This is a genomic window from Pseudomonas sp. P1_A1, from assembly GCF_056406935.1.
This window is the reverse complement of sequence record NZ_JBFTZE010000017.1, coordinates 77,685-100,032: the sequence shown is the minus strand read 5'-3', so window position 1 is coordinate 100,032 and position 22,348 is coordinate 77,685. Positions and strand designations below refer to the sequence as shown.

Sequence of the window (22,348 nt, the reverse complement as noted above, 5' to 3'; positions counted from 1 at the left end):
CATGGCAAAACCTGCTGCTCGTCCTCGTAAAAAAGTTAAAAAGACAGTGGTTGATGGCATCGCCCACATCCATGCTTCTTTTAACAACACCATCGTGACCATCACCGACCGTCAAGGTAACGCTCTTTCCTGGGCTACCTCCGGTGGTTCGGGTTTCCGCGGTTCCCGCAAGTCCACCCCGTTCGCTGCTCAAGTAGCTGCTGAACGTGCTGGTCAAGCTGCGCTGGAATACGGCCTGAAAAACCTCGACGTTAACGTCAAAGGTCCAGGTCCAGGTCGTGAATCCGCAGTCCGCGCTTTGAACGGCTGTGGCTACAAGATCGCCAGCATCACCGACGTGACGCCAATCCCGCACAACGGGTGCCGTCCGCCGAAGAAGCGCCGCGTGTAATCCAGGAGATTGTAAAGAATGGCTCGTTACATTGGTCCAAAATGCAAACTCGCTCGTCGCGAAGGCACCGATCTCTTTCTGAAGAGCGGCGTGCGCGCGATCGAATCGAAGTGCAACATCGAAGCAGCACCTGGTATCCACGGCCAACGCCGCGGTCGCCAGTCCGATTACGGCACCCAACTGCGTGAAAAGCAGAAGGTCCGTCGTATCTACGGCGTTCTCGAGCGTCAATTCAGCGGCTACTACAAAGAAGCTGCTGGCAAGAAAGGCGCAACTGGCGAAAACCTGTTGCAACTGCTCGAATGCCGTCTGGACAACGTTGTATACCGTATGGGTTTTGGCTCTACTCGTGCCGAATCCCGTCAGCTGGTATCGCACAAGTCGATCAGCGTTAACGGTCAGACCGTAAACGTTCCGTCCTACCAGGTTCGTGCTGGTGACGTGGTCGCAGTTCGCGAGAAAGCAAAGAACCAACTTCGCATTGTCCAAGCTCTCGATCTGTGTGCCCAACGTGGCCGCGTAGAATGGGTAGAAGTAGACACTGAGAAGAAGTCGGGCGTTTTCAAGAACGTTCCTGCTCGCAGTGATCTGTCCGCCGACATCAACGAAAGCCTGATTGTCGAGCTCTACTCCAAGTAAGGGCTAGAAAATAGGTGCATCCATGCAGATTTCGGTAAATGAGTTCCTGACACCCCGCCATATTGATGTGCAGGTTGTCAGTCCAACCCGCGCCAAGATCACTCTCGAGCCTCTCGAGCGTGGTTTCGGCCACACCCTGGGCAACGCGCTGCGCCGCATCCTGTTGTCCTCAATGCCCGGCTGTGCAGTAGTCGAGGCCGAGATTGACGGTGTGCTCCACGAGTACAGCGCCATCGAAGGTGTACAGGAAGACGTAATTGAAATCCTGTTGAACCTTAAAGGTCTGGCTATCAAGCTGCACGGTCGAGACGAAGTTACGCTGACCTTGTCGAAGAAGGGTTCGGGGGTGGTTACCGCTGCCGATATTCAGCTGGATCATGATGTCGAGATCGTTAACCCCGATCACGTAATCGCTAACCTGGCGTCTAACGGCGCCCTGAACATGAAGCTCACCGTAGCTCGTGGTCGTGGTTATGAACCGGCAGACTCGCGTCAGAGCGATGAAGACGAAAGCCGCAGCATCGGTCGCTTGCAGCTTGACTCTTCGTTCAGCCCGGTTCGCCGTATCGCATACGTGGTGGAAAACGCCCGTGTCGAACAGCGTACTAACCTGGACAAGCTGGTTATTGATCTGGAAACCAACGGTACCCTGGATCCTGAAGAGGCTATCCGCCGTGCTGCAACCATTCTGCAACAGCAGTTGGCTGCGTTCGTCGATCTCAAAGGTGACAGTGAGCCAGTGGTTGTCGAGCAGGAAGACGAGATCGATCCGATCCTGCTTCGCCCGGTTGACGATCTGGAACTGACTGTACGTTCGGCTAACTGCCTTAAGGCGGAAAACATCTACTACATCGGCGACCTGATTCAGCGTACCGAAGTAGAGCTGTTGAAGACTCCGAACCTTGGCAAGAAATCCTTGACTGAAATCAAGGACGTTCTGGCCTCCCGCGGTCTGTCCCTCGGCATGCGCCTCGACAACTGGCCGCCTGCAAGTCTTAAGAAGGACGACAAGGCGACTGCCTGATCGTCGTAATCACCGAACGTTGTGTTTGGTAAGGAATGAACCATGCGTCATCGTAAAAGTGGTCGTCACCTGAGCCGCACCAGCTCGCACCGCAAGGCCATGTTTCAAAACATGGCGGTGTCGCTGTTCGAGCACGAGCTGATCAAAACTACACTGCCAAAAGCCAAAGAACTGCGCCGCGTTGCTGAGCCGCTGATCACTTTGGCCAAGACAGACAGCCTGGCTAACCGCCGTCTGGCTTTCGACCGTACTCGTTCGAAAGCTATCGTTGGTAAGCTCTTCAACGACCTGGGCAAGCGTTACGCTACCCGTGAGGGTGGCTACCTGCGCATCCTCAAGTGCGGTTTCCGCGCTGGCGACAACGCGCCTATGGCGTACGTTGAGTTGGTTGATCGTGCTGTCGGCGGTGAAGCTGTATCCGCTGAGTAAGACGTCAGTCTGAAACAAAGAACCGGGCCTAGTGCCCGGTTTTTTGTGCCTATAAAAAATGCGCCATGCATACAAGCTTCTATGCTATCTAGGTCTGCATTATAGACAGGGGGAAATTATTGTTAGTTATTTCCTATTGAGGCCTACAGATTAATGCATTGGTAGCGTTCATATAGAAGATTAATACTTCCCCTCAAGCCGATTAGCCGGCATATCAAAATTGATAGAGGAAGAAGATCAAAATGAGCCAAAACAAGACGTTGACCACCGCCAGCGGCGCACCTGTCGCGGATAATCAGAACTCCCTTTCCGCCGGCCCTCGAGGCCCGCTGTTGCTCCAGGATTTTCACCTGATAGAAAAGCTGGCGCACTTTAACCGTGAAAACATCCCGGAGCGTCGTGTACACGCCAAGGGCTCCGGTGCCTACGGCACGTTTACCGTCACCGATGACATCACTCAGTACAGCAGAGCAGCCCTGTTTTCGGCGGTAGGCAAACAGACTCCGACCTTCCTGCGTTTTTCCACCGTGGGTGGTGAGCGCGGTTCGGCTGACACCGCACGAGATCCGCGTGGTTTCGCTCTGCGGTTCTATACCGAAGAAGGTAACTGGGACGTCGTTGGCAACAATACGCCGGTGTTCTTCATTCGCGATCCGCTGAAGTTTCCCGACTTCATTCACACGCAAAAGCGCGACCCGCACACCAATTTGAAAAGTTCGCAGAATGTTTGGGACTTCTGGTCGCAGTCGCCGGAAGCGCTGCATCAGATCACTATCCTGATGTCCGATCGGGGTATTCCCGATGGCTACCGCCACATGCACGGATTCGGCAGCCACACCTTCAGCCTGATCAACGCCCAAGGCGTTCGTCACTGGGTTAAATGGCACTACAAGACCCAACAAGGCATCAAAAACCTCGATCCAGCAGTCGCGGCGCAACTTGCGGGTACTGATCCGGATTACGCCCAGCGTGACCTGTTCAATGCCATCGAGCGCGGGGATTTTCCGAGGTGGGACGTATGCATGCAGATCATGACCGAGGCTCAGGCAGCCAACCACGCTGATAACCCCTTTGATGTCACCAAGACCTGGTCTCAACAAGACTTTCCACTGATCAAAGTCGGTGTGCTGGAGTTGAACCGCAATCCTGTCAATTACCACGCTGAGGTGGAACAAGCTGCCCTCGCTCCGAGCAATATCGTGCCTGGCGTCGGCTTCTCGCCGGATCGCATGTTGCAAGGTCGGATCTTCGCTTACGCTGATGCGCATCGGTATCGCGTGGGGACCAACCACCAGCAACTGCCGGTGAACGCACCACGCAACCTGGTGAATACCTATCAGCGTGATGGTGCCATGGCGTATGGCAATTACGGCACTGGCGCGCCCAACTACGAGCCAAACAGCTATCCGAATGCGCCGAAACAGGATCCAGGTTACGACGAGCCGCCACTGCCGCTGAATGGCGCTGCCGATCGTTACGATCATCGTGTAGACAAGGATTACTACAGCTATGCCGGAGACTTGTTCCGACTGATGACCCCTGCACAGCAAGCGCTGCTGGTCAGCAACATCGCCGGTTCGATGGACGGTGTCTCTGGTGACGTCATCGATCTGGCATTGACGCATTTCTACCAGGCTGACCCGGCGTACGGAGCCGCAATCGCAGCACTGTTAGGCAAATAGCTTAACGAAGTCTAAACGATAAGCAGAACCGCCCTCATTTGTGCGGTTTTTGCGTTATTTAAACCGCTTTTCTCAGAATATCTTCGCTTTTATTGCGTCAGGCGAGTGACCTTCGGGTCAGCTTGGTTCAAACTACAGACTTTCAAGCAGGGAGTTGTAGGGCGATGCAAGGTCACCCAGACGTAATCGATTACCTCAACACGTTGCTGACAGGCGAACTGGCAGCGCGTGATCAATATTTCATCCATTCGCGGATGTACGAGGACTGGGGGTTCACCGAGCTCTACGAACGTATCAACCACGAGATGGAAGAAGAGGCGCAGCATGCTGACGCCCTGATGCGTCGGATCCTGATGCTCGAAGGTACGCCGCGCATGCGTCCAGACGATCTCGATGTCGGCACCACCGTGCCGGACATGCTCGCCGCTGACCTGCGTCTGGAATATAAAGTTCGTGCCGCGCTGTGCAAAGGCATTGAGCTTTGCGAGCTGCACAAGGACTATGTCACCCGCGAGATCCTGCGCATTCAGCTGAACGACACCGAGGAAGATCACACCTATTGGCTGGAGAAACAGCTGGGTTTGATCAAATTGATCGGTCTGGAGAATTACCTGCAATCGCAGTTCTGATCTTTTAGGCAGACGACGCACAAAAATGCCCCTGTCACCGACAAAGTGACAGGGGCTTTTTCATGGCCTCAATTCAGGCCTTGTCGCGAGCCAGCAGTGGCTTGAGATAGTAGCCAGTATGCGACTGCTTCATCTCCGACACATCCTCCGGCGTACCGACGGCGATGATCTGGCCGCCCTTGGAACCACCTTCCGGCCCCAGGTCCACCAGCCAGTCAGCAGTCTTGATCACATCCAGGTTGTGCTCGATTACCACCACGGTGTTGCCGTGGTCGCGCAAACGATGCAACACGTCGAGCAGTTGCTGGATATCCGCGAAGTGCAGGCCGGTAGTCGGCTCATCGAGGATGTACAGGGTCTTGCCGGTATCGCGCTTGGACAGCTCGCGGGACAGTTTCACCCGCTGGGCTTCACCACCGGACAGCGTCGTCGCCGATTGCCCCAGCTTGATGTAGGAAAGACCTACGTCCATCAACGTCTGAAGCTTGCGCGCCAGGGCTGGAACCGCGTCGAAGAACACCCGGGCTTCCTCGATGGTCATCTCGAGGGTTTCGTGGATGCTCTTGCCCTTGTACTTGATTTCCAGGGTTTCGCGGTTGTAGCGCTTGCTCTTGCAGACGTCGCACGGGACATAGATGTCCGGCAGGAAGTGCATTTCCACTTTGATCAGGCCATCGCCCTGACAGGCTTCACAGCGTCCGCCCTTCACGTTGAAGGAGAAACGCCCCGGCCCATAACCGCGGGATCTGGATTCCGGTACGCCGGCGAACAACTCGCGAATCGGCGTGAACAACCCGGTGTAGGTCGCCGGGTTGGAGCGCGGCGTGCGACCGATCGGGCTCTGATCGATGTCGACGACTTTATCCAGATGCTCAAGGCCCTTGATACTGTCGTGAGCCGCCGCTTCCAGTGTCGTTGCCCCATTGAGTGCGGTAGCGCTCAAGGGAAACAACGTGTTGTTGATCAGCGTCGATTTGCCCGAGCCGGACACGCCGGTCACGCAGGTCAGCAGGCCGATTGGAATCTCCAGATCGACATTGCGCAAATTGTTACCGCGAGCACCCTTGAGGGACAGCGACAGCTTCTTGTTACGGGGTGTGCGTTTGGCTGGAACAGCGATCTTCACTCGGCCCGACAAATACTTGCCAGTCAGAGAGTCAGGGTGAGCCATGACTTCGTCCGGCGTACCTTCGGCGACGATATGTCCGCCGTGCACACCTGCGCCCGGGCCGATGTCCACCACATAGTCAGCCAGACGAATCGCGTCTTCATCATGCTCGACCACGATCACCGTGTTGCCGATGTCACGCAGGTGCTTGAGGGTGCCCAGCAACCGGTCGTTGTCCCGCTGGTGCAGGCCAATTGACGGTTCATCGAGGATGTACAGAACCCCCACCAGGCCGGCGCCAATCTGACTGGCCAGGCGAATGCGCTGGGCCTCACCGCCGGACAGCGTGTCGGCACTGCGATCCAGTGACAGATAGTCCAGGCCTACGTTGACCAGAAACTGCAGGCGTTCGCGGATTTCCTTGAGGATCTTGTCGGCAATTTCGCCACGGCGGCCGGTCAGCTTCAGCACGCCGAAGTATTCGCAGGCATCGCCGATCGGCAAGTTGGTCACCGCCGGCAAGGTCTTCTCGCCAACCCACACGTGTCGCGCCTCGCGACGCAGACGAGTGCCACGGCAATCCGGGCAAGGCTGGGTGCTGAGGAACTTGGCCAGTTCTTCACGGACCGAAGCCGATTCGGTTTCGCGGTAGCGACGTTCCAGGTTCGGCACGATGCCTTCGAACGGGTGCGAGCGCTTGACGATGTCGCCCCGGTCGTTCAGGTACTTGAAGTCGACGTTCTGCGAGCCACTGCCGTGCAGGATGAATTTCTGCTGATCGGCCGGCAGTTCGTTGAACGGCACTTCGAGGCTGAACTTGTAGTGGGCGGCCAGCGAGCCGAGCATCTGGAAGTAATAGACGTTGCGCCGGTCCCAGCCGCGAATCGCGCCTTCGGCCAGGGTCAGTTCACCGTTCACCAATCGTTTGGTGTCGAAGAACTGTTTAACCCCCAGGCCATCGCAGGTCGGGCAGGCGCCGGCCGGGTTGTTGAAGGAAAACAGCTTGGGTTCCAGCTCGCTGATGGCGTGGCCACAGATCGGGCAGGCGAAGCGCGCGGAGAAGATGATTTCTTCGCCGGGCTCGTCGTCCATTGGCGCTACCAGAGCGATACCGTCCGCCAGTTTCAGCGCGGTTTCGAACGATTCGGCCAGGCGTTGTTGCAGATCGGCGCGGACCTTGAAGCGGTCGACTACGACGTCGATCGAGTGCTTCTTCTGTTTATCCAGCTTCGGCAGCTCGTCCAGCTCACAGAGCTTGCCGTTGACCCGGGCCCGCACAAAGCCCTGGGCGCGCAGTTCTTCGAAGACCGAGAGGTGCTCACCCTTGCGCTCGCGGATCACCGGAGCCAGCAGCATCAGTTTGCTGCCTTCCGGTTGTGCCAGCACCAGGTCGACCATCTGGCTGACGGTCTGGGCTTCCAGCGGAATGTCGTGGTCCGGGCAGCGCGGAATACCGACGCGAGCGTAGAGCAGGCGCAGGTAGTCGTAGATTTCGGTAATGGTGCCAACCGTCGAGCGCGGGTTGTGCGAGGTCGACTTCTGTTCGATGGAGATCGCTGGCGACAGACCTTCGATGGTGTCGACGTCAGGTTTTTCCATCATCGACAGGAATTGCCGGGCGTAGGCCGACAGCGATTCGACATAGCGGCGCTGGCCTTCGGCGTACAGTGTGTCGAAGGCCAGGGACGACTTGCCGGATCCGGACAGGCCGGTGATGACGATCAGTTTGTCCCGTGGCAGGGTCAGGTCGATGTTCTTCAGGTTGTGGGTTCGGGCCCCACGAATCAGGATCTTGTCCAAAGTGGCCTCGCTCGGCGGGCGTCGAAAACGTAGGAGTATACGGCCAAATACTGGATGGATGCACACTATCAAATGAGGGGCGCGTAGCCTTGCATGAAGATTGCGTCATCTGCGCGCGTCATAGCGTCGCGATATACCCCGTCAATCGATGGGACTGGTAGAATCGCCGCCGGTTCAGATGAGGTTTTTCCATGCACGATCCCCACAGCGAACGCATGAGTGGCAGTGAGACCCGCGCAGCAAGCGGTCTGGCCCTGGTGTTCGCCTTCCGTATGCTTGGCATGTTCATGGTGTTGCCGGTGCTGGCGACCTATGGGATGGACCTGGCAGGCGCGACCCCGGCCCTCATCGGGTTGGCGATTGGCGCTTACGGCCTGACCCAGGCGATTTTTCAGATTCCTTTCGGTTTCATTTCCGACCGTATCGGTCGACGTCCGGTGATTTACCTTGGGCTGATCGTCTTCGCCCTGGGGAGTGTGCTGGCGGCCAATGCCGATTCGATCTGGGGCGTCATCGCCGGACGCATCCTGCAAGGCGCCGGGGCGATTTCCGCAGCGGTCATGGCGTTGCTGTCTGACCTGACCCGGGAACAGCATCGGACCAAAGCCATGGCCATGATCGGCATGACGATCGGTCTGTCGTTCGCGATCGCCATGGTGGTAGGGCCGTTGCTGACCCGTGCCTTCGGCCTCTCCGGGCTGTTCTTCGCCACCGGCGGCATGGCGCTGTTCGGTATCGTCATCGTGATGTTCATGGTGCCGCGCGCCACCGGGCCATTGCAGCACCGCGAGTCCGGTGTCGCGCGTCAAGCGCTGATACCGACGCTCAAGCACCCGGACCTGCTGCGCCTGGACCTGGGCATTTTTGTGTTGCACGCGATGTTGATGTCGAGCTTCGTTGCATTGCCCCTGGCGCTGGTCGAAAAAGCCGGTTTGCCCAAGGAGCAGCACTGGTGGGTGTACCTGGCCGCGCTGCTGATTTCCTTCTTCGCCATGATCCCGTTCATTATTTACGGCGAGAAGAAACGCAAAATGAAACGAGTTTTATTGGGCGCGGTGCTGACGCTGATGCTCACTGAGCTATTCTTCTGGCAGTTCGGCGACAGCTTGCGGGCTCTGGTAATCGGCACGGTGGTGTTTTTCACCGCCTTCAATCTGCTGGAAGCGTCCTTGCCGTCGCTGATCAGCAAGGTTTCGCCGGCAGGCGGTAAAGGCACGGCGATGGGGGTTTATTCCACCAGCCAGTTCCTAGGTTCGGCGCTGGGTGGGATCCTCGGCGGCTGGATGTTCCAGCACGGCGGTTTGTCGGTTGTATTCCTCGGATGCGCCGGCCTGGCTGCCCTCTGGCTGGCCTTTGCTGTTACCATGCGTGAACCACCTTATGTCACGAGCCTGCGCTTGCCGTTGTCGCCCGAGGCGATCCGCGAAGCGGGTCTGGTTGAGCGCCTGAAGGCCGTCGTAGGGGTAACAGATGCGGTGATCGTTGCTGATGAAGCGGCGATTTACATCAAATTGGACACAGAACTATTGGATCGCACGACCCTTGAGCGCCTGGTGAACAACCCGGCCGAGGCAGCGTGCGTAGCCTAGGAGAACGTTATGGCCCGTGGGGTTAACAAAGTCATATTGGTCGGCACTTGCGGCCAGGATCCCGAAGTTCGCTACTTGCCTAACGGTAACGCCGTGACCAACCTGAGTCTGGCGACCAGCGAACAATGGACCGACAAGCAAACCGGTCAGAAGGTCGAGAAGACCGAATGGCACCGTGTGTCGATGTTCGGCAAAGTGGCCGAAATCGCCGGCGAATACCTGCGTAAAGGTTCGCAAGTCTACATCGAAGGCAAACTGCAGACCCGCGAGTGGGAAAAAGACGGTATCAAGCGTTACACCACTGAAATCGTGGTCGACATGCAGGGCACCATGCAACTGCTGGGCGGCCGTCCACAACAGGGCGACCAACAAGGCGGGAATAACTACCAGCAGTCCGCTCCAGCCCCACGCCAGCAGGCTCCACGTCCACAGCAGTCGGCACCGCAACAGTCGCGCCCGGCTCCACCGCAGGCTGCTCCTCAGCCAGCTCCGGATTTCGACAGCTTTGATGACGATATTCCGTTCTAAAAAGCCGTTACCCATTCAGTAACAAAAAAAGCGAAGCCATTGATCCGGCTTCGCTTTTTTGTGGGCGCTGTTAACTGGATAAAGCAGTCATGTTGGCCCGCGCCATGTGCAGTTTTTTGTAGCTCTCGATCAGGCGCAAGTGCCTATCGAGCCCCTCCAGCTTCATGCTGGTCGGCGTCAAGCCATGGAAGCGCACGCTGCCGTCCACCGATCCGATCGCTGCATCCATCCGCTCGTTGCCAAACATCCGGCGGAAATTGGCCTCGTAGTCTTCCAGTTCCAGGTCTTCGTCCAGTTTCATCTCCAGCACCACATTCACGGCCTGATAGAACAAGCCGCGCTCAACCGTGTTGTCGTTGTACTGCAGGAACATTTCCACTGCCTCTTTCGCCTCTTCAAATTGTTGCAAGGCGAGATAGATCAGCAGCTTCAACTCCAGGATCGTCAGCTGACCCCAGGCGGTATTGTCGTCAAATTCGATGCCGATCAAGGTGGTGATGTCGGTGTAGTCGTCCAGCTCGCTTTCCACCAGGCGCTCAACCAGTGCTTGCAGTTCCTCTTCGTCCAGGCGATGCAGGTTCAGGATATCGGCACGGAAGAACAGTGCTTTGTTGGTGTTATCCCAGATCAGATCGTCTACTGGATAAATTTCCGAATAGTCTGGCACCAGGATGCGGCAGGCCGTTGCACCGATATGCTCGTAGACCGCCATGTACACTTCCTTGCCCATGCCTTCGAGAATGCCGAACAAGGTCGCGGCTTCCTCGGCATTGGAGTTTTCACCCTGGCCGGAGAAGTCCCACTCCACGAATTCGTAATCCGATTTTGAGCTGAAGAAGCGCCACGACACCACGCCGCTGGAGTCGATAAAGTGCTCGACGAAGTTATTCGGCTCGGTCACTGCATGACCTTCAAACGTCGGCTGGGGCAAGTCGTTGAGGCCTTCGAAGCTGCGGCCCTGGAGCAATTCGGTCAGGCTGCGCTCCAGCGCCACTTCCAGGCTCGGGTGCGCACCGAACGAGGCGAACACACCGCCGGTACGCGGGTTCATCAACGTGACGCACATCACCGGGAATTCACCCCCCAGGGACGCATCCTTCACCAGCACGGGGAACCCTTGTTCTTCCAGCGCCTGAATCCCGGCCAGTATTCCGGGGTACTTCGCCAGCACGTGAGCCGGCACATCCGGCAGGGCAAATTCACCTTCGATGATTTCGCGTTTTACCGCGCGCTCGAAGATTTCCGACAGGCACTGCACCTGGGCTTCGGCCAGCGTGTTACCGGCACTCATGCCGTTGCTCAGGAACAGGTTTTCAATCAGGTTGGACGGGAAATACACCACCTCGCCGTCGGACTGGCGCACGTAAGGCAGCGAGCAGATGCCGCGCTCTTCATTGCCCGAGTTGGTGTCGATCAGGTGGGAACCACGCAGCTCGCCGTCGCGGTTGTAAATCTTCAGGCAGTACTCGTCGAGGATTTCGGCCGGCAGTGCATCTTTACGGCCAGGCTTGAACCAGCGTTCGTCCGGGTAGTGCACAAACGCTGCGTCGGCGATGTCTTCGCCCCAGAACTGGTCGTTGTAGAAGAAGTTGCAGTTGAGTCGCTCGATAAACTCGCCCAACGCCGACGCCAACGCGCTTTCCTTGGTCGCACCCTTGCCGTTGGTAAAGCACATCGGCGAGTGCGCATCGCGGATATGCAGCGACCATACATTGGGCACGATATTACGCCACGAGGCGATTTCAATCTTCATGCCCAGGTCCGCCAGAATGGCCGACATGTTGGCGATGGTTTGCTCCAGCGGCAGATCCTTGCCGGCAATATAGGTGCTCGCCCCTGAGTTGGAAGCAGGCATCAACAACGCCTGGGCATCGGCGTCGAGGTTGTCCACCTCTTCGATCACAAACTCAGGCCCGGCTTGCACCACTTTTTTCACGGTGCAACGGTCGATGGAGCGCAGGATGCCCTGGCGGTCCTTGTCGGAGATGTCCGCCGGCAATTCGACCTGGATCTTGAAAATCTGGTTGTAGCGGTTTTCCGGGTCAACAATATTGTTCTGCGACAGGCGGATGTTATCCGTGGGGATATTGCGCGTGCTGCAGTACAACTTCACGAAATACGCAGCACACAGCGCCGACGAAGCCAGGAAGTAGTCGAACGGACCCGGTGCCGAGCCATCGCCCTTGTAGCGGATAGGTTGATCGGCCACCACCGTGAAGTCATCGAACTTGGCTTCAAGTCGCAGGTTGTCGAGAAAGTTGACCTTGATTTCCATGGGGGATTACCAGAATAACGGCTAAACGAATGGCCGCCATTATCCGGCATTTGCGCAGTAAGTCTTGTAGGTGTCTGACGATATGTCGACACCAGTCCTTTTTAGTGGGCGATGGAGGGCTCAGTCGAGTATCAGATGCGGCAAGAACCGGCTCGAATCCTTGGTAATCAAGCTGTTGTCTTCCCGCACACCGATCCCCGCCGCCTGATCCCCGATCACCCAGGAGCCGATCAGCGTGTAGCTGTCGCCAAATTTCGGTAGCGGGGCAAATTCCTGAAGGATGAACGGCGCATCGGTGTAAGGCCCGTCCTCTTTTACGATCAGACCGTCAGCGGTTTGCAGCTCAATGTTCGCGCCTTCCCGTGAGAAGAACGGCTTGCGCACCCAACCTTTGGGCACCGCTTTGCTCGGATCGGAGTCCAGGTGCGCCGCGAGCAGGTTCGGGTGACCTTGGTTGAACTCCCACAGCAGCGGCAGGATGCCCTTGTTGGAGATGATGGATTTCCAGGGCGGTTCGAAAAACTGCGTGTCGCTCTGGGCAATTGCAGCGCCGAAGGGTTCGTGGAAGATGAACTCCCAGGCATGCAGTTTGAACAGGTGAGGGATCCAGCGATCCTCGAGGTCGACGAAACGTCCATCACTGGTGAGGCCAATGTCTTCGATGTCGATGTGCCGCGATTCGATGCCGACCTTTTCCGCGACCAGGCGCAGGTAATCGGTGGTGCCTTTGTCTTCGACCGAGTCTTTCATCGAGGCGAAATAGAAGGGCTGTTTGAGCTGCAGTTGGGCAAAAGCCTGATGCAGCTTGGTGTCGATGCTGTTGAACTGGTCGGCGTGCCTGGGCAGCAAGCCACGCTCGATGCATTGCTCCAGCCAGCCCCACTGAAACGCCGCGGCCTCATACAGGCTGGTCGGCGTGTCGTAGTTGAGTTCCAGCAGCTTGGCTGGCCCGCTGCCGTTGTAGGAGAAGTCCATGCGCCCATACAGGTGCGGGTGGCCTTCGAGCCATGAAGTGCGAACCATGTCGAAGAACGGCGCGGGGATGCTCAGGCGCTCCAGCAACTCTTCGCTTTGCACCACTCGCGCCACCAGGTCCATGCACATCTCATGAACCTCGGTGGTCGGGTCTTCGAGGTCGTTCTCGATCTGCTTGAGCGTGAACTGGTAGTACGCGCTCTCGTCCCAATAGGGTTCGTCGTCGATGGTATGGAACAGGAAACCGAGGCTTTCGGCGGTCTGCTTCCAGTCATGACGCTCTGCGCAGAGGATCTTCTTCATGGCCTTGCTCCCTTAGCTGCTCGAACCGCCAAAGCTCTTGCCTGATCCACCCCAGCCACTGCGTGCGCTGGCCTGGCTGCCGAAGCCGCCGCGGGAGGTGGACGAGGCAACGGACACCGGCTTGCTGCGGGTGATGGTGTCGGTGTAACTGCCACTGCTGCCGTAGCGCGCCTGATTGGACCTGTTGAAGGTTGAACCTGACGATACCCGCTGACTGAGTGTCGAGGACGAGTAGTCACCGCGATCATCGCGATAGCGGTAGACCGGTTCGGAGTAGTAGCTGTTGCGGTTGCTGCTGAGCATGTTGCCGATCAGCAGCCCGGTCAGCAGGCTACTGCCGGAGAAACCCGACCCTGCGGCATTCGCTTCCGATGCGGGCAATTTCGCCTTGGCCGCGTCCACTTCGGACTGCGTCACCTCGCCATCGGCACTCAGCTCGAAACCGCCGAGCTTGGGGATGAATTTGCCGGCGGAATCCTGCTGGCACCAGTCGGCGACAAAGTCGGCGTCGCAATCAGCCTGGTTGTCATACACCGGCGCAATGCTTCGATGCTGGGCCATGGCCTTCATATAGGCGTCAGAACAGATGTCGACCGGGAGCTTTTCATCGGCGCACTGCTGGACGGACTGGAAGTTGTACTTTTTGTGTATCTCGTAGGTTTTTTCCGTCGGCCCGCAGCCTGATATGGCCATGGCGACCGATGCCGCCAGCGAGAGCTGAACGTACTTGCTTCGTTTCATCGCAATCTCCGTGGCGCAATCAGTTCTGGGAAGGGGTCATGCACGCGGCGTTCAACATGCCGACGCTGATGGCCACTGCCGCGACATAGATACCCGCTGCGATTTCGCCGTTCTTGATGCGTTCAGAGGCACCTTTGAGCACCAGGCTGGTCACCAGGAACGCCAGCAGTTGTACGAAAGCGGCGATCACCGCCCAGACGACGAAGTCCAGAATGCTGATCGAGTAAGCGATCACATTGCTGGCCGGAATGGCGAATCCGATGATGGCGCCTCCCAGTGCGATGGCGGCCGCCACGTTGCCCGCACGGATCAGTTCGAATTCCCGGTGCGGTGTGATTCGGGTGTAGATGAACTGGAACAAGGCGAACAGCACGGCGGCGCCGAGGATGTACAAAACAAACCCGAGCACGGCGGCTTTGTTCAGGGAGATAGAGAGCGCTTCAAGCATGGACTTCTTCCTTTTTAAAAAGTGTTCAGGTCGGTGGTGTACAGCGAAATACCCAGCGAAGTGCTCAAGCTGATGGTGCCTTCGGCGTCTTCTTCGACGGAAAACAGCAGGAATTCCCGGCGATCGGTCAGGCCGGTTTCGCGGGCGTACAACATCGAACAGTGCTGGATGCTGTATGTTTCGTCCGGATTCTTCAGGTGTTCGCTCAACGGCACCAGTTCGGTCTGGCCGTTCTCGGTGCCCCATTCGCGGGTGTATTCGACACCGTTGAGGGTGTAGGTCGGCAGCCCGATCAGGCTTTGAGGGCCGGCCAGCCGCCGCAGCTCCGCTTCACTGTTGATGGTGACGTAGCTGAGGTAGTTGAACAGGATCACCGACTCGACCTGCCCGGCGATGTCGCCGGTGGTGTGCACTTGCAGCCAGTAGTCTTCGTCGTTCATGTAATAGCGCGACAACCAGGTCGACTGCCCGAGCTCAATGGTGCCGGCGCTCCAGATCTGCTGGGAGCCGGGAATGGTCACCGCGGTTTTTTCGTCGAGCAACAATTTCAGGGTCGTGTCGAACATCACGCCCTTGCCCATTGCCAGACCCAGTGGGCCGCTGACTGGCAGGTTGTCGTTGGCTGTCCATTTCGATTCTGTATTCGCTTTCGGGGCCTCAAGCCCCATCAACTGTTTAAACCATCCCATTGGTGATTTCCTTGAGGCGAGTGGAGGCGATGTAGAAGAGTTCGCCGCCCTTGACGCGAGTGGCGCCGGGCGGGTTGATCGAAGGTTGTCGGGCACCTTTGGCGCGGTAGCCGATAAGGGTCGCGTTGTGGTGTTCTTTCATCTGTGCGTAAAGATCGCCGAACGTTGCCTCGAAGGACTCGGGCAGTCTCATCAGGTATTGGGTGGCACCTTGGCCCACGCACAGCAATTCATTGATGACCACTGACGAGCCCGGATCCTGAGAGGCGCGCACCAACATCTCGATGGCCATGCTTGAGGTGCATTCCAGGCTGGGGGCGTAGGCGCTGGCGAGCGCGGCGATTTCACTTTCATTGAAGTGGGCGACCACATGCCCGACCGGGCTCAGTTGATTGACCGCCAGCACGGTGGCCAGGGTCAGATCGTCTGAATGGGTACGCACCAGTACGCGTTCGGCGCCAGGCACGCCGGCACGCAGTAAAAGTGCGGCAGAGGACAGGCTTTCGCCTTTGATAAAGGCCGCCTTGCCCGGCATGGGGTTTTCTTCGAGGTCGCAATCGCAAATGACGATCAGGTTGTCATTGGACGTTTCGTCCTGCAGCAGCAACTCAATAACCCGCTCGCTGGACGCGCCTTCCCAGCCGATGAGAACGGTATGGCCGACTTTGCCGGTGAAATCGCCTTTGCCCTTCATGCCTTTTCTCCATACATCGATGACACTGCTGGTGGTTTTGCCGATGGCTGCCGTCAGCAGCGCAATGCCCCCGAGCATGACCCAGGTAGCCACGAAAATCCGTCCCGCGGCTGTCTGTGGCGCAAGATCGCCGTAGCCGACGGTGAGCGTAGTGGTGAGATAGAAGTAGGTGAACGTGGCGGGAGCGATGAGGTGTTGTTCGCCCAGAAGCACCAGGCCCAGCCAGGCCGTGGACAGGTGTACGCCCAGCGCAATGGCCAGGCCGGCCCAGCCGAAGCGATGGAAGAAGGACGCAGCGTACGCGCGCAATAAAAGGAAAATCGACATTACATCCCTGACTCCTTGGGGGCTCATTCCTGGCGACGTAATCGCTCGGGCATCTAAGTGCTCGAGTGCGGTTACCGGGCGGCATTAAACCTGCTGCGCGGCGTAGATAACAGTACCTTGGCTGCAATAAACCCGACGATTGCAGCAAAAATATGCCCTTCGAAGGAAATGCCCCGGCGAGGAAGGAAGCCAACAATCAGCCCGCCATAGAGCAGGGCCACGACACTGGCCGTTATCAGGTTACTCCAGCTCCTCTGGAACCAGGCGCGCGACAGGAGGTATGCCCACAGCCCGAACACCCAGCCGCTGGCACCGATATGCACGCCGGCAAAACCGAACAGCCAGATCAGCGTGCCGCCCAGCAAAATGATGATAGCGCTGACGGCCATGAACCGGTTGAGCCCTTCGACGATGACCAGGGTACCGAGGATCAAAAAGGCAATCAGGTTGGCGCTCAGGTGCGCAAAGGATGTGTGCAAGAAAGGCGAAGTGATGATGCCGATCAGTCCGTGCAAGGTTCTCGGAACCAGGCCGAAGGCGTTAAGGCTGTAGCCGGTCGCCACATTGAGCAGCTGCAGCGCAACCATGAAGATGGCCAGGCCAGCGATTGTCTTGAAACCCTTCAGGGCATCCATCCTTGACCTCGACTCGGCAGTAAAGAAGGGCGATCAATTAATGCCCATCAGCCAAGCGCAATCCATGTGGGAGCGAGCAAGCCCGCTCCCACATGTTCCGCGGCTTGGAGAATTACTCGGCCGATTTTTTCTTCAGGCGTTCCAGGATCGCGTTGGCGCTGCCTTCGTCCGGCGTGATGCCGGCTTCGCGCAGTTTGCGCTCCAGGTCGGTGCCGGTCGACGCATCGGCCAGTTCGTCCTGGGCTTGCAGTTCAGCGGCGCGTTGCTGCTGCTTGGCCTGCAGGCGGTTCAGTGTACCGACAGCGGTTTCCAGCTTGCCGTTGGCGCCGCCACTGGCGATCGAGGCGCTGACTTGGGCTTTCTGTACGCTTTCGCGCGCCTTGGCCATGTCCACTTGTTGGCGCAGGCTTTTGATGCGGTTTTCAGCCTTGGTGATGTCTTTGCGCATGTTGTCGGCGTAACCACCGAATTCGGTGGCCTGCTTTTGCTCGACATCCAGTTCATTGGTCAGGGTCGAAATGGCTTCGGCCACTTCCAGTGCCAGGTCTTCGCGGTTGGCCTGGATCGCGGCCAGGGCCTTGGATTCCAGGTCCTTGATCTTGGCGTTGTACTCGCTGACGCGGTCAGCCGACAGTTTGTGCTTGGCCATGATGGTGACCAGTTCACGCTTGGCGTTGGCCAGCGCGCTGTCAGCATCGCGAATTTCCTGGTCGAGAATGCGCAGGGCCTGTTGGTCGACGATCGATTCGCCGACTTCGTTGGCACCGCCACGCAACGCGGTGAACAATTTGCTCCAGATGGACTGAGTCATTGGATATTTCCTGTTCCCGAATAATTAGTTGAAGAAGCGTTCGAAGGCTTCGCTGGCGCGCTGGACGTTGTCGACGAGGGTTTTGACCTCGGTCACGACGTTGGTCAGGCTGGAGTCGGAGCTCAGTGCGCCGAACATGTTGTAAACAACCTGCCCGTTGGGCATGGACTCGATACCGATCGAGGACAGCGGGAACATTTCCCGGCTGCGCAATACGGCATCGTTGAAGGCCGGGACGTCGTTGATCGATTCGACATCGACCAGGACGGTATCGACGATGATCTGATCGCCAACCACCGCGATGTAAATCGGCAAGCCACCGAAATCGTTCATTTCCAGCTTGATGCTGGACTCGGAGCCTTGAACGAGGGAGAGGGTGATTTCGTTCGCAACCACTTCGTCGAGGGCCTGGAGGGCGCTGTAGAGGCGATCGATGTTCCAGTTATTACCTGCGCTCATGTAATTCTCCGACATGAATGAGCCAGCCAGAATCGGTTGGCGTAGCTGTTTCTCCATCTGCTTGAGCAGGCTTCGATTTTCGGGAAGCACCCAAGTCTCGTGTTTCACATAGCCGGCGGCACCCAGGCCCGCGCGCATCTGCTTCATGTAAAAGCTCGATGGTTTTTTCGCGGAGGGTTTCGAGCGCTCTCCCTTGCGGCTCGCTGAATCGGTAACAGACCCGGTAGGCGGATCTGATGGAGAGCTGCTTTTCATGGTGCTGATCCCGTTGTGAAAAAACTCACGCGTGATAACACTACAGGCTATTTTTGCAGTCCTCAATAGCTCACGCGTGAGATTTTTTCGACGGTTGCGCAGGTGTATGAAAAAGAAGGGAAGCAGCATAATTCCGGTCAGTTAAGCGCAATCCTGTGGAACGGGCTTCTCATCTAACCAGCCAGAAAGTCATCGGTGGACACCACGCTGGCATAGGCGAAACTCAGGGCTGACATGAAGGCGGCGTGAACGTGTGCGGCCGGGACGGTAACGCCGTTGAACTCCAGGTCGAGGGTGGCACAGGCGTCGTGGATCACCGTGACCGTATAGCCGAAGTCCGCTGCGGCACGAGTGACGCCGTCGATGCACATGTGGCTCATGCTGCCGACGACCACCAGGTGTTCGATACCTTGCTGGTCGAGGATGGCCTTGAGCTCGGTTTCGCGGAACGAGTTGACGAAGTGCTTGAGCACCACCGGTTCATCGGCGCGGTTGAGGACTTTGGGGTGCAGCTTCGCGCCGTCGGAGCCCGGGGTGAAGAACGGCGCGGCGTCGGAGGTGAATTCGTGGCGGATGTGTACCACCGCGTCACCGGCCTCGCGAAAGGCCTGGATCAGCCGTGCAGCGTTGTCTGCGGAGGCATCGGCGCCTGTCAAAGGCCACTTGCCCTGAGGGAAGTAGTCGTTCTGGATATCGACTACGATGAGTGCTTGCTTGGCCATGAGTGTTTCCTCGAAGTGCTTGTTGGTGATTCAAGTATCAGGTTCTGCAGGCCGTCCGAGGATTGGCCGCACCGACAATAGAAGGGGGAAAACTGACAATGGGCGTAGAAAGGGCAGTCGTCGAATTGGGCGTGCTGATCTATCCCGGCGCGCAGATGGCGGCGGTGCATGGGCTGACGGATCTGTTCGGGGTGGCCAACCGAATTGCCGCCGAGCATCAGACGGCGCAATTGCCGTTGTTACGGGGCAGTCATTGGCGGGTCGAGGGCGATCAGGTGCCAGAGCGGGTCTATGACAGTCAACCCGGCCCGGCCGAAGCGTTGGTCGCGGTGTTGATCCCGCCGTCGATTGGCGGCTTTGCCGAGGGCCAGGCATCGCAAGGGCTGATCCGCTGGATTCGTCAGCAACACGCCAACGGCGCGACGTTGGGCGGGGTTTGCGTGGGCTCGATCCTGTTGGCTGAAAGCGGCCTGCTCGACGGCCGTAGCGCCACCACTCATTGGACCTCGGCCAAAGCCTTCGCCGAGCGTTACCCGGCGATCAAGCTCAAGGCTGACACGCCCATCGTCGATGACGGCGATCTGATTACCACCGCCGGGCTGATGGCCTGGTCAGAGCTGGGGTTACGGCTGGTGAACCGCTTGCTGGGGCCGAGCATTGCCACTAGCACGGCACGCTTTCTGGTGGTGGAGCACAGCGACAGCGCGAGCGAATGCGGCAGTAATTTTTCACCGATTCTCAGCCATGGTGATGCCTCGATTCTCAAGGTCCAGCATTGGCTGCAAAGCACCGGGGCGGTCGATGTCTCGCTGGCGGCAATGGCCGAACGGGCGGGGCTGGAAGAGCGCACCTTCTTGCGGCGATTCCGCGCGGCAACCGGGTTGAAACCCACCGAGTACTGCCAGCACCTACGCGTCGGCAAGGCGCGCGAGATGCTCGAATTCACCAATGGCACCATTGATCACATTGCCTGGACCGTGGGTTATCAGGACCCGAGTGCTTTTCGGGCGACGTTCAAAAAGATTACCGGGCTGGCGCCGAGTGATTACCGGACGCGGTTTGGCGTGACGCCGCCAGTCGTGGTGGCCCGGTAGCCAGAGCACACCAGATCAAAAAATGTGGGAGGTTTGAGTCGTGCAAAATACCTGAGTCCTGAAGGGCGTCGTGCAGAATCAAACAGGCGTAATGCCATTACTGTCTGGGCAACCGGCTGATTTAACAGTCGTTCTTCATCAGCCGCCATTGGCCTGATCCCTGCACCCCTCCAGCTACATTTATCCAACGCAGATTGAAGGGGACCCCATGACCCCAACAAGTCGCAAGAAACTGGTACTCGCCCATTCGGTACGGCCCGATGCTCCACTGCACGAAGTCGAAACCAATCGCGCCCTGGCCCGCTGGCTGGCGCAGATCGTCGGGCTCGAATACGGCGGCAGTTACGACCCCCAATTGCACAGCAACCGTGACCTTTATCTGTTGCCGACCCAGACGCTGGTGGGCGCCGCTACCGCCCGGCGGCTGGGCGTCAAAGGGCCGGAGGATTTGTGGGGCGGTTACGTCGACCATGATTTCATCTGCACCAAAGCCATCAGTCATGGCTTGTTGAACCGCTATGCGTTCGCGCCTGAAGGCTGGTCGCCGTTGTTTTCCGAACGGGTGCGCAGCGTCGTGCTCGACGGCCTCAGCGTGTTCTCCCAGGACGATGCGCGCCCGGCAGCGGAACACCTGCTCTACAGCGGCCCGATCCGCATCAAGCCTATTCACGCCTGCGCCGGGCGCGGTCAGGAAGTGATCAAGAGCATCGACCAGTTCGACGCCATCCTCGCTCGCCCCGATGCCAAGGCACTGTTCACCGAAGGCGTGGTGCTGGAGCAGGACTTGACCGAGGTGATCACCCACAGCGTCGGCCAAAGCTTCGTCGGCGACAAAGTGCTGAGTTATTGCGGTGATCAATACTTGACCGAGGACGCTCAGGGCGAGCAGGTTTATGGAGGGTCCAACCTGTTGGTGGTGCAGGGTTATTACGAGGACCTGCTGGCGCTGGAACTGCCGGATGAGGTGAGGCTGGCGATCCAGCAGGCACAGGTATTCGACAGTGCGGCGGATGAGGCCTACCCCGGTTTCTATGCTTCGCGGCGCAACTACGACATCGCCCAGGGGCTGGATTGCAACGGTCGACAACGCAGCGGCGTGCTCGAACAATCCTGGCGTTTGGGCGGTGCCAGCAGCGCCGAAGTCGCGGCGTTGCAGAGCTTCGTCAACGACCCCGGCCTGCGTGCGATTCGCGTGTCCTCGGTCGAAATCTATAGCGATCAAACGCTGCCGGCGAACGCCATCGAGGTGTACCGCGGGCCGGCGGAACACAGTGACTTTCTTCTCAAGTACGTAACGGTCAAATCCTATGACGGCTAGAAGCGAAACCATTCAGATCGACATCGACGATGAACAGATGAGCGGGACCTTCCTCAGCCCCAAATCGAAAGTTCCGGGTGTGCTATTTGTCCACGGTTGGGGCGGTAGTCAGGAGCGCGACCTGGAGCGCGCCAAAGGCATTGCCGGGTTGGGCTGTGTGTGCCTGACGTTCGACTTGCGTGGCCATACCGGCGGAACTGGCATTCCGTTGTCCCGGGTCTCCCGCGAAGATAACCTGCGCGACCTGCTGGCGGCCTACGACCGCTTGCTCTCCCACCCGGCGCTCGACACCTCCGCGATCGCGGTGGTCGGCACCAGTTATGGCGGTTATCTGGCGGCGATCCTGACGACGTTGCGTCCGGTGCGCTGGTTGGCGCTGCGGGTGCCGGCGCTGTATCGCGACGACTTGTGGCACACACCCAAGCGTGAGTTGGACAAAGCCGACTTGCGCGACTATCGCGGCACGCTGGTGCGCGCCGACAGCAATCGCGCGTTGCACGCCTGCTCGCAATTTACCGGGGATGTGTTGCTGGTGGAGTCCGAGACCGATGCCTATGTGCCCCACGCGACGATCATGAGTTACCGCGCCGCGTGTCAGCAGACCCACTCGCTGACCCACCGGATCATCGACGGTGCCGATCACGCCTTGAGCGACCCGGTTTCGCAACAGGCGTACACCTCGATCCTGGTGGGCTGGATCACCGAGATGGTGGTGGGTGAGCGGTTGAGCATCATTCAATCGAGTTGAGAGATGTGGTGGTCTTGCGATCATTCGTGGATGCG

At 58.3% G+C, this 22,348-nt stretch carries 22 protein-coding genes; 11 read left to right on the top strand and 11 right to left on the bottom strand.

Annotated elements, in window-relative coordinates:
- Position 1: 1 nt before the first annotated feature.
- The 6 genes from rpsK to bfr all read left to right on the top strand — a co-directional run bounded on the left by rpsK (position 2) and on the right by bfr (position 4,794).
- Positions 2-391, top strand: a complete 390-nt coding sequence (gene rpsK / locus AC1D2Q_RS22550; RefSeq protein WP_002555466.1) for a 30S ribosomal protein S11 — start codon at positions 2-4, stop codon at positions 389-391.
- A gap of 18 nt (positions 392-409) precedes the next feature.
- The gene (gene rpsD / locus AC1D2Q_RS22545) at positions 410-1,030 is read left to right on the top strand and encodes a 30S ribosomal protein S4 (RefSeq protein ID WP_003176404.1); all 621 of its coding nucleotides are present in this window, start codon (positions 410-412) and stop codon (positions 1,028-1,030) included.
- 22 nt (positions 1,031-1,052) lie between these two features.
- Entirely contained in the window at positions 1,053-2,054 is a 1,002-nt protein-coding gene (locus tag AC1D2Q_RS22540) for a DNA-directed RNA polymerase subunit alpha (protein WP_003186012.1), read from the top strand.
- A gap of 42 nt (positions 2,055-2,096) precedes the next feature.
- Entirely contained in the window at positions 2,097-2,483 is a 387-nt protein-coding gene (rplQ, locus tag AC1D2Q_RS22535) for a 50S ribosomal protein L17 (protein ID WP_007924175.1), read from the top strand.
- 242 nt (positions 2,484-2,725) lie between these two features.
- The gene (locus tag AC1D2Q_RS22530; protein WP_477814600.1) at positions 2,726-4,165 is read left to right on the top strand and encodes a catalase; all 1,440 of its coding nucleotides are present in this window, start codon (positions 2,726-2,728) and stop codon (positions 4,163-4,165) included.
- A 164-nt stretch (positions 4,166-4,329) separates the two neighbouring features.
- Complete coding sequence (gene bfr, locus AC1D2Q_RS22525) at positions 4,330-4,794, top strand: bacterioferritin (RefSeq protein ID WP_019581411.1); 465 nt, start codon at positions 4,330-4,332, stop codon at positions 4,792-4,794.
- A 73-nt stretch (positions 4,795-4,867) separates the two neighbouring features.
- On the opposite strand, the gene uvrA is transcribed toward bfr, so the two are convergent.
- Positions 4,868-7,702 (bottom strand): excinuclease ABC subunit UvrA, encoded by a 2,835-nt coding sequence (uvrA, locus tag AC1D2Q_RS22520; protein WP_018925658.1) that lies wholly within the window; start codon positions 7,700-7,702, stop codon positions 4,868-4,870.
- 191 nt (positions 7,703-7,893) lie between these two features.
- Between uvrA and AC1D2Q_RS22515 the strand changes: the two genes are divergently transcribed.
- Entirely contained in the window at positions 7,894-9,291 is a 1,398-nt protein-coding gene (locus AC1D2Q_RS22515) for an MFS transporter (RefSeq protein WP_477814599.1), read from the top strand.
- Positions 9,292-9,300: 9 nt separating this feature from the next.
- The gene (locus tag AC1D2Q_RS22510; RefSeq protein WP_064620707.1) at positions 9,301-9,819 is read left to right on the top strand and encodes a single-stranded DNA-binding protein; all 519 of its coding nucleotides are present in this window, start codon (positions 9,301-9,303) and stop codon (positions 9,817-9,819) included.
- 70 nt (positions 9,820-9,889) lie between these two features.
- Here the strand turns inward: AC1D2Q_RS22510 and AC1D2Q_RS22505 are convergent, their stop codons facing one another.
- The 10 genes from AC1D2Q_RS22505 to AC1D2Q_RS22460 form a co-directional block, all read right to left on the bottom strand.
- Positions 9,890-12,094 (bottom strand): OsmC domain/YcaO domain-containing protein, encoded by a 2,205-nt coding sequence (locus AC1D2Q_RS22505; protein ID WP_477814598.1) that lies wholly within the window; start codon positions 12,092-12,094, stop codon positions 9,890-9,892.
- A gap of 120 nt (positions 12,095-12,214) precedes the next feature.
- Positions 12,215-13,372: a glutathionylspermidine synthase family protein gene (locus AC1D2Q_RS22500; protein ID WP_086945160.1), complete on the bottom strand. Its 1,158-nt coding sequence runs from the start codon at positions 13,370-13,372 to the stop codon at positions 12,215-12,217.
- 12 nt (positions 13,373-13,384) lie between these two features.
- On the bottom strand, positions 13,385-14,113 hold the full coding sequence (locus tag AC1D2Q_RS22495) for a DUF1190 domain-containing protein (protein WP_018925662.1): 729 nt from the start codon (positions 14,111-14,113) through the stop codon (positions 13,385-13,387).
- Positions 14,114-14,132: 19 nt separating this feature from the next.
- Positions 14,133-14,561 (bottom strand): DUF350 domain-containing protein, encoded by a 429-nt coding sequence (locus AC1D2Q_RS22490; RefSeq protein WP_018925663.1) that lies wholly within the window; start codon positions 14,559-14,561, stop codon positions 14,133-14,135.
- Between the two features lie 14 nt (positions 14,562-14,575).
- On the bottom strand, positions 14,576-15,250 hold the full coding sequence (locus AC1D2Q_RS22485) for a DUF2491 family protein (RefSeq protein ID WP_477814597.1): 675 nt from the start codon (positions 15,248-15,250) through the stop codon (positions 14,576-14,578).
- Positions 15,237-16,271 (bottom strand): ion channel, encoded by a 1,035-nt coding sequence (locus AC1D2Q_RS22480; RefSeq protein ID WP_477814596.1) that lies wholly within the window; start codon positions 16,269-16,271, stop codon positions 15,237-15,239. The genes AC1D2Q_RS22485 and AC1D2Q_RS22480 overlap by 14 nt, the downstream gene beginning before the upstream one ends.
- 71 nt (positions 16,272-16,342) lie before the next feature.
- Positions 16,343-16,906: a rhomboid family intramembrane serine protease gene (locus AC1D2Q_RS22475; RefSeq protein WP_477814595.1), complete on the bottom strand. Its 564-nt coding sequence runs from the start codon at positions 16,904-16,906 to the stop codon at positions 16,343-16,345.
- Between the two features lie 112 nt (positions 16,907-17,018).
- Positions 17,019-17,717, bottom strand: a complete 699-nt coding sequence (locus AC1D2Q_RS22470) for a PspA/IM30 family protein (protein ID WP_007933675.1) — start codon at positions 17,715-17,717, stop codon at positions 17,019-17,021.
- A gap of 24 nt (positions 17,718-17,741) precedes the next feature.
- Positions 17,742-18,323, bottom strand: coding sequence for a YjfI family protein (locus AC1D2Q_RS22465; protein WP_477814594.1), 582 nt, complete (start codon positions 18,321-18,323; stop codon positions 17,742-17,744).
- A 281-nt stretch (positions 18,324-18,604) separates the two neighbouring features.
- Positions 18,605-19,153 (bottom strand): cysteine hydrolase family protein, encoded by a 549-nt coding sequence (locus AC1D2Q_RS22460; RefSeq protein WP_477814593.1) that lies wholly within the window; start codon positions 19,151-19,153, stop codon positions 18,605-18,607.
- A gap of 98 nt (positions 19,154-19,251) precedes the next feature.
- Here AC1D2Q_RS22460 and AC1D2Q_RS22455 point away from each other — a divergent pair, with 98 nt between their 5' ends.
- The 3 genes from AC1D2Q_RS22455 (at position 19,252) to AC1D2Q_RS22445 (ending at position 22,313) form a co-directional block, all read left to right on the top strand.
- Entirely contained in the window at positions 19,252-20,247 is a 996-nt protein-coding gene (locus AC1D2Q_RS22455) for a GlxA family transcriptional regulator (RefSeq protein WP_477814592.1), read from the top strand.
- Between the two features lie 208 nt (positions 20,248-20,455).
- Positions 20,456-21,565, top strand: a complete 1,110-nt coding sequence (locus tag AC1D2Q_RS22450; protein ID WP_477814591.1) for a DUF3182 family protein — start codon at positions 20,456-20,458, stop codon at positions 21,563-21,565.
- Entirely contained in the window at positions 21,555-22,313 is a 759-nt protein-coding gene (locus AC1D2Q_RS22445; RefSeq protein ID WP_019650842.1) for an alpha/beta hydrolase family protein, read from the top strand. The genes AC1D2Q_RS22450 and AC1D2Q_RS22445 overlap by 11 nt, the downstream gene beginning before the upstream one ends.
- The last annotated feature ends 35 nt before the right edge of the window (positions 22,314-22,348 follow it).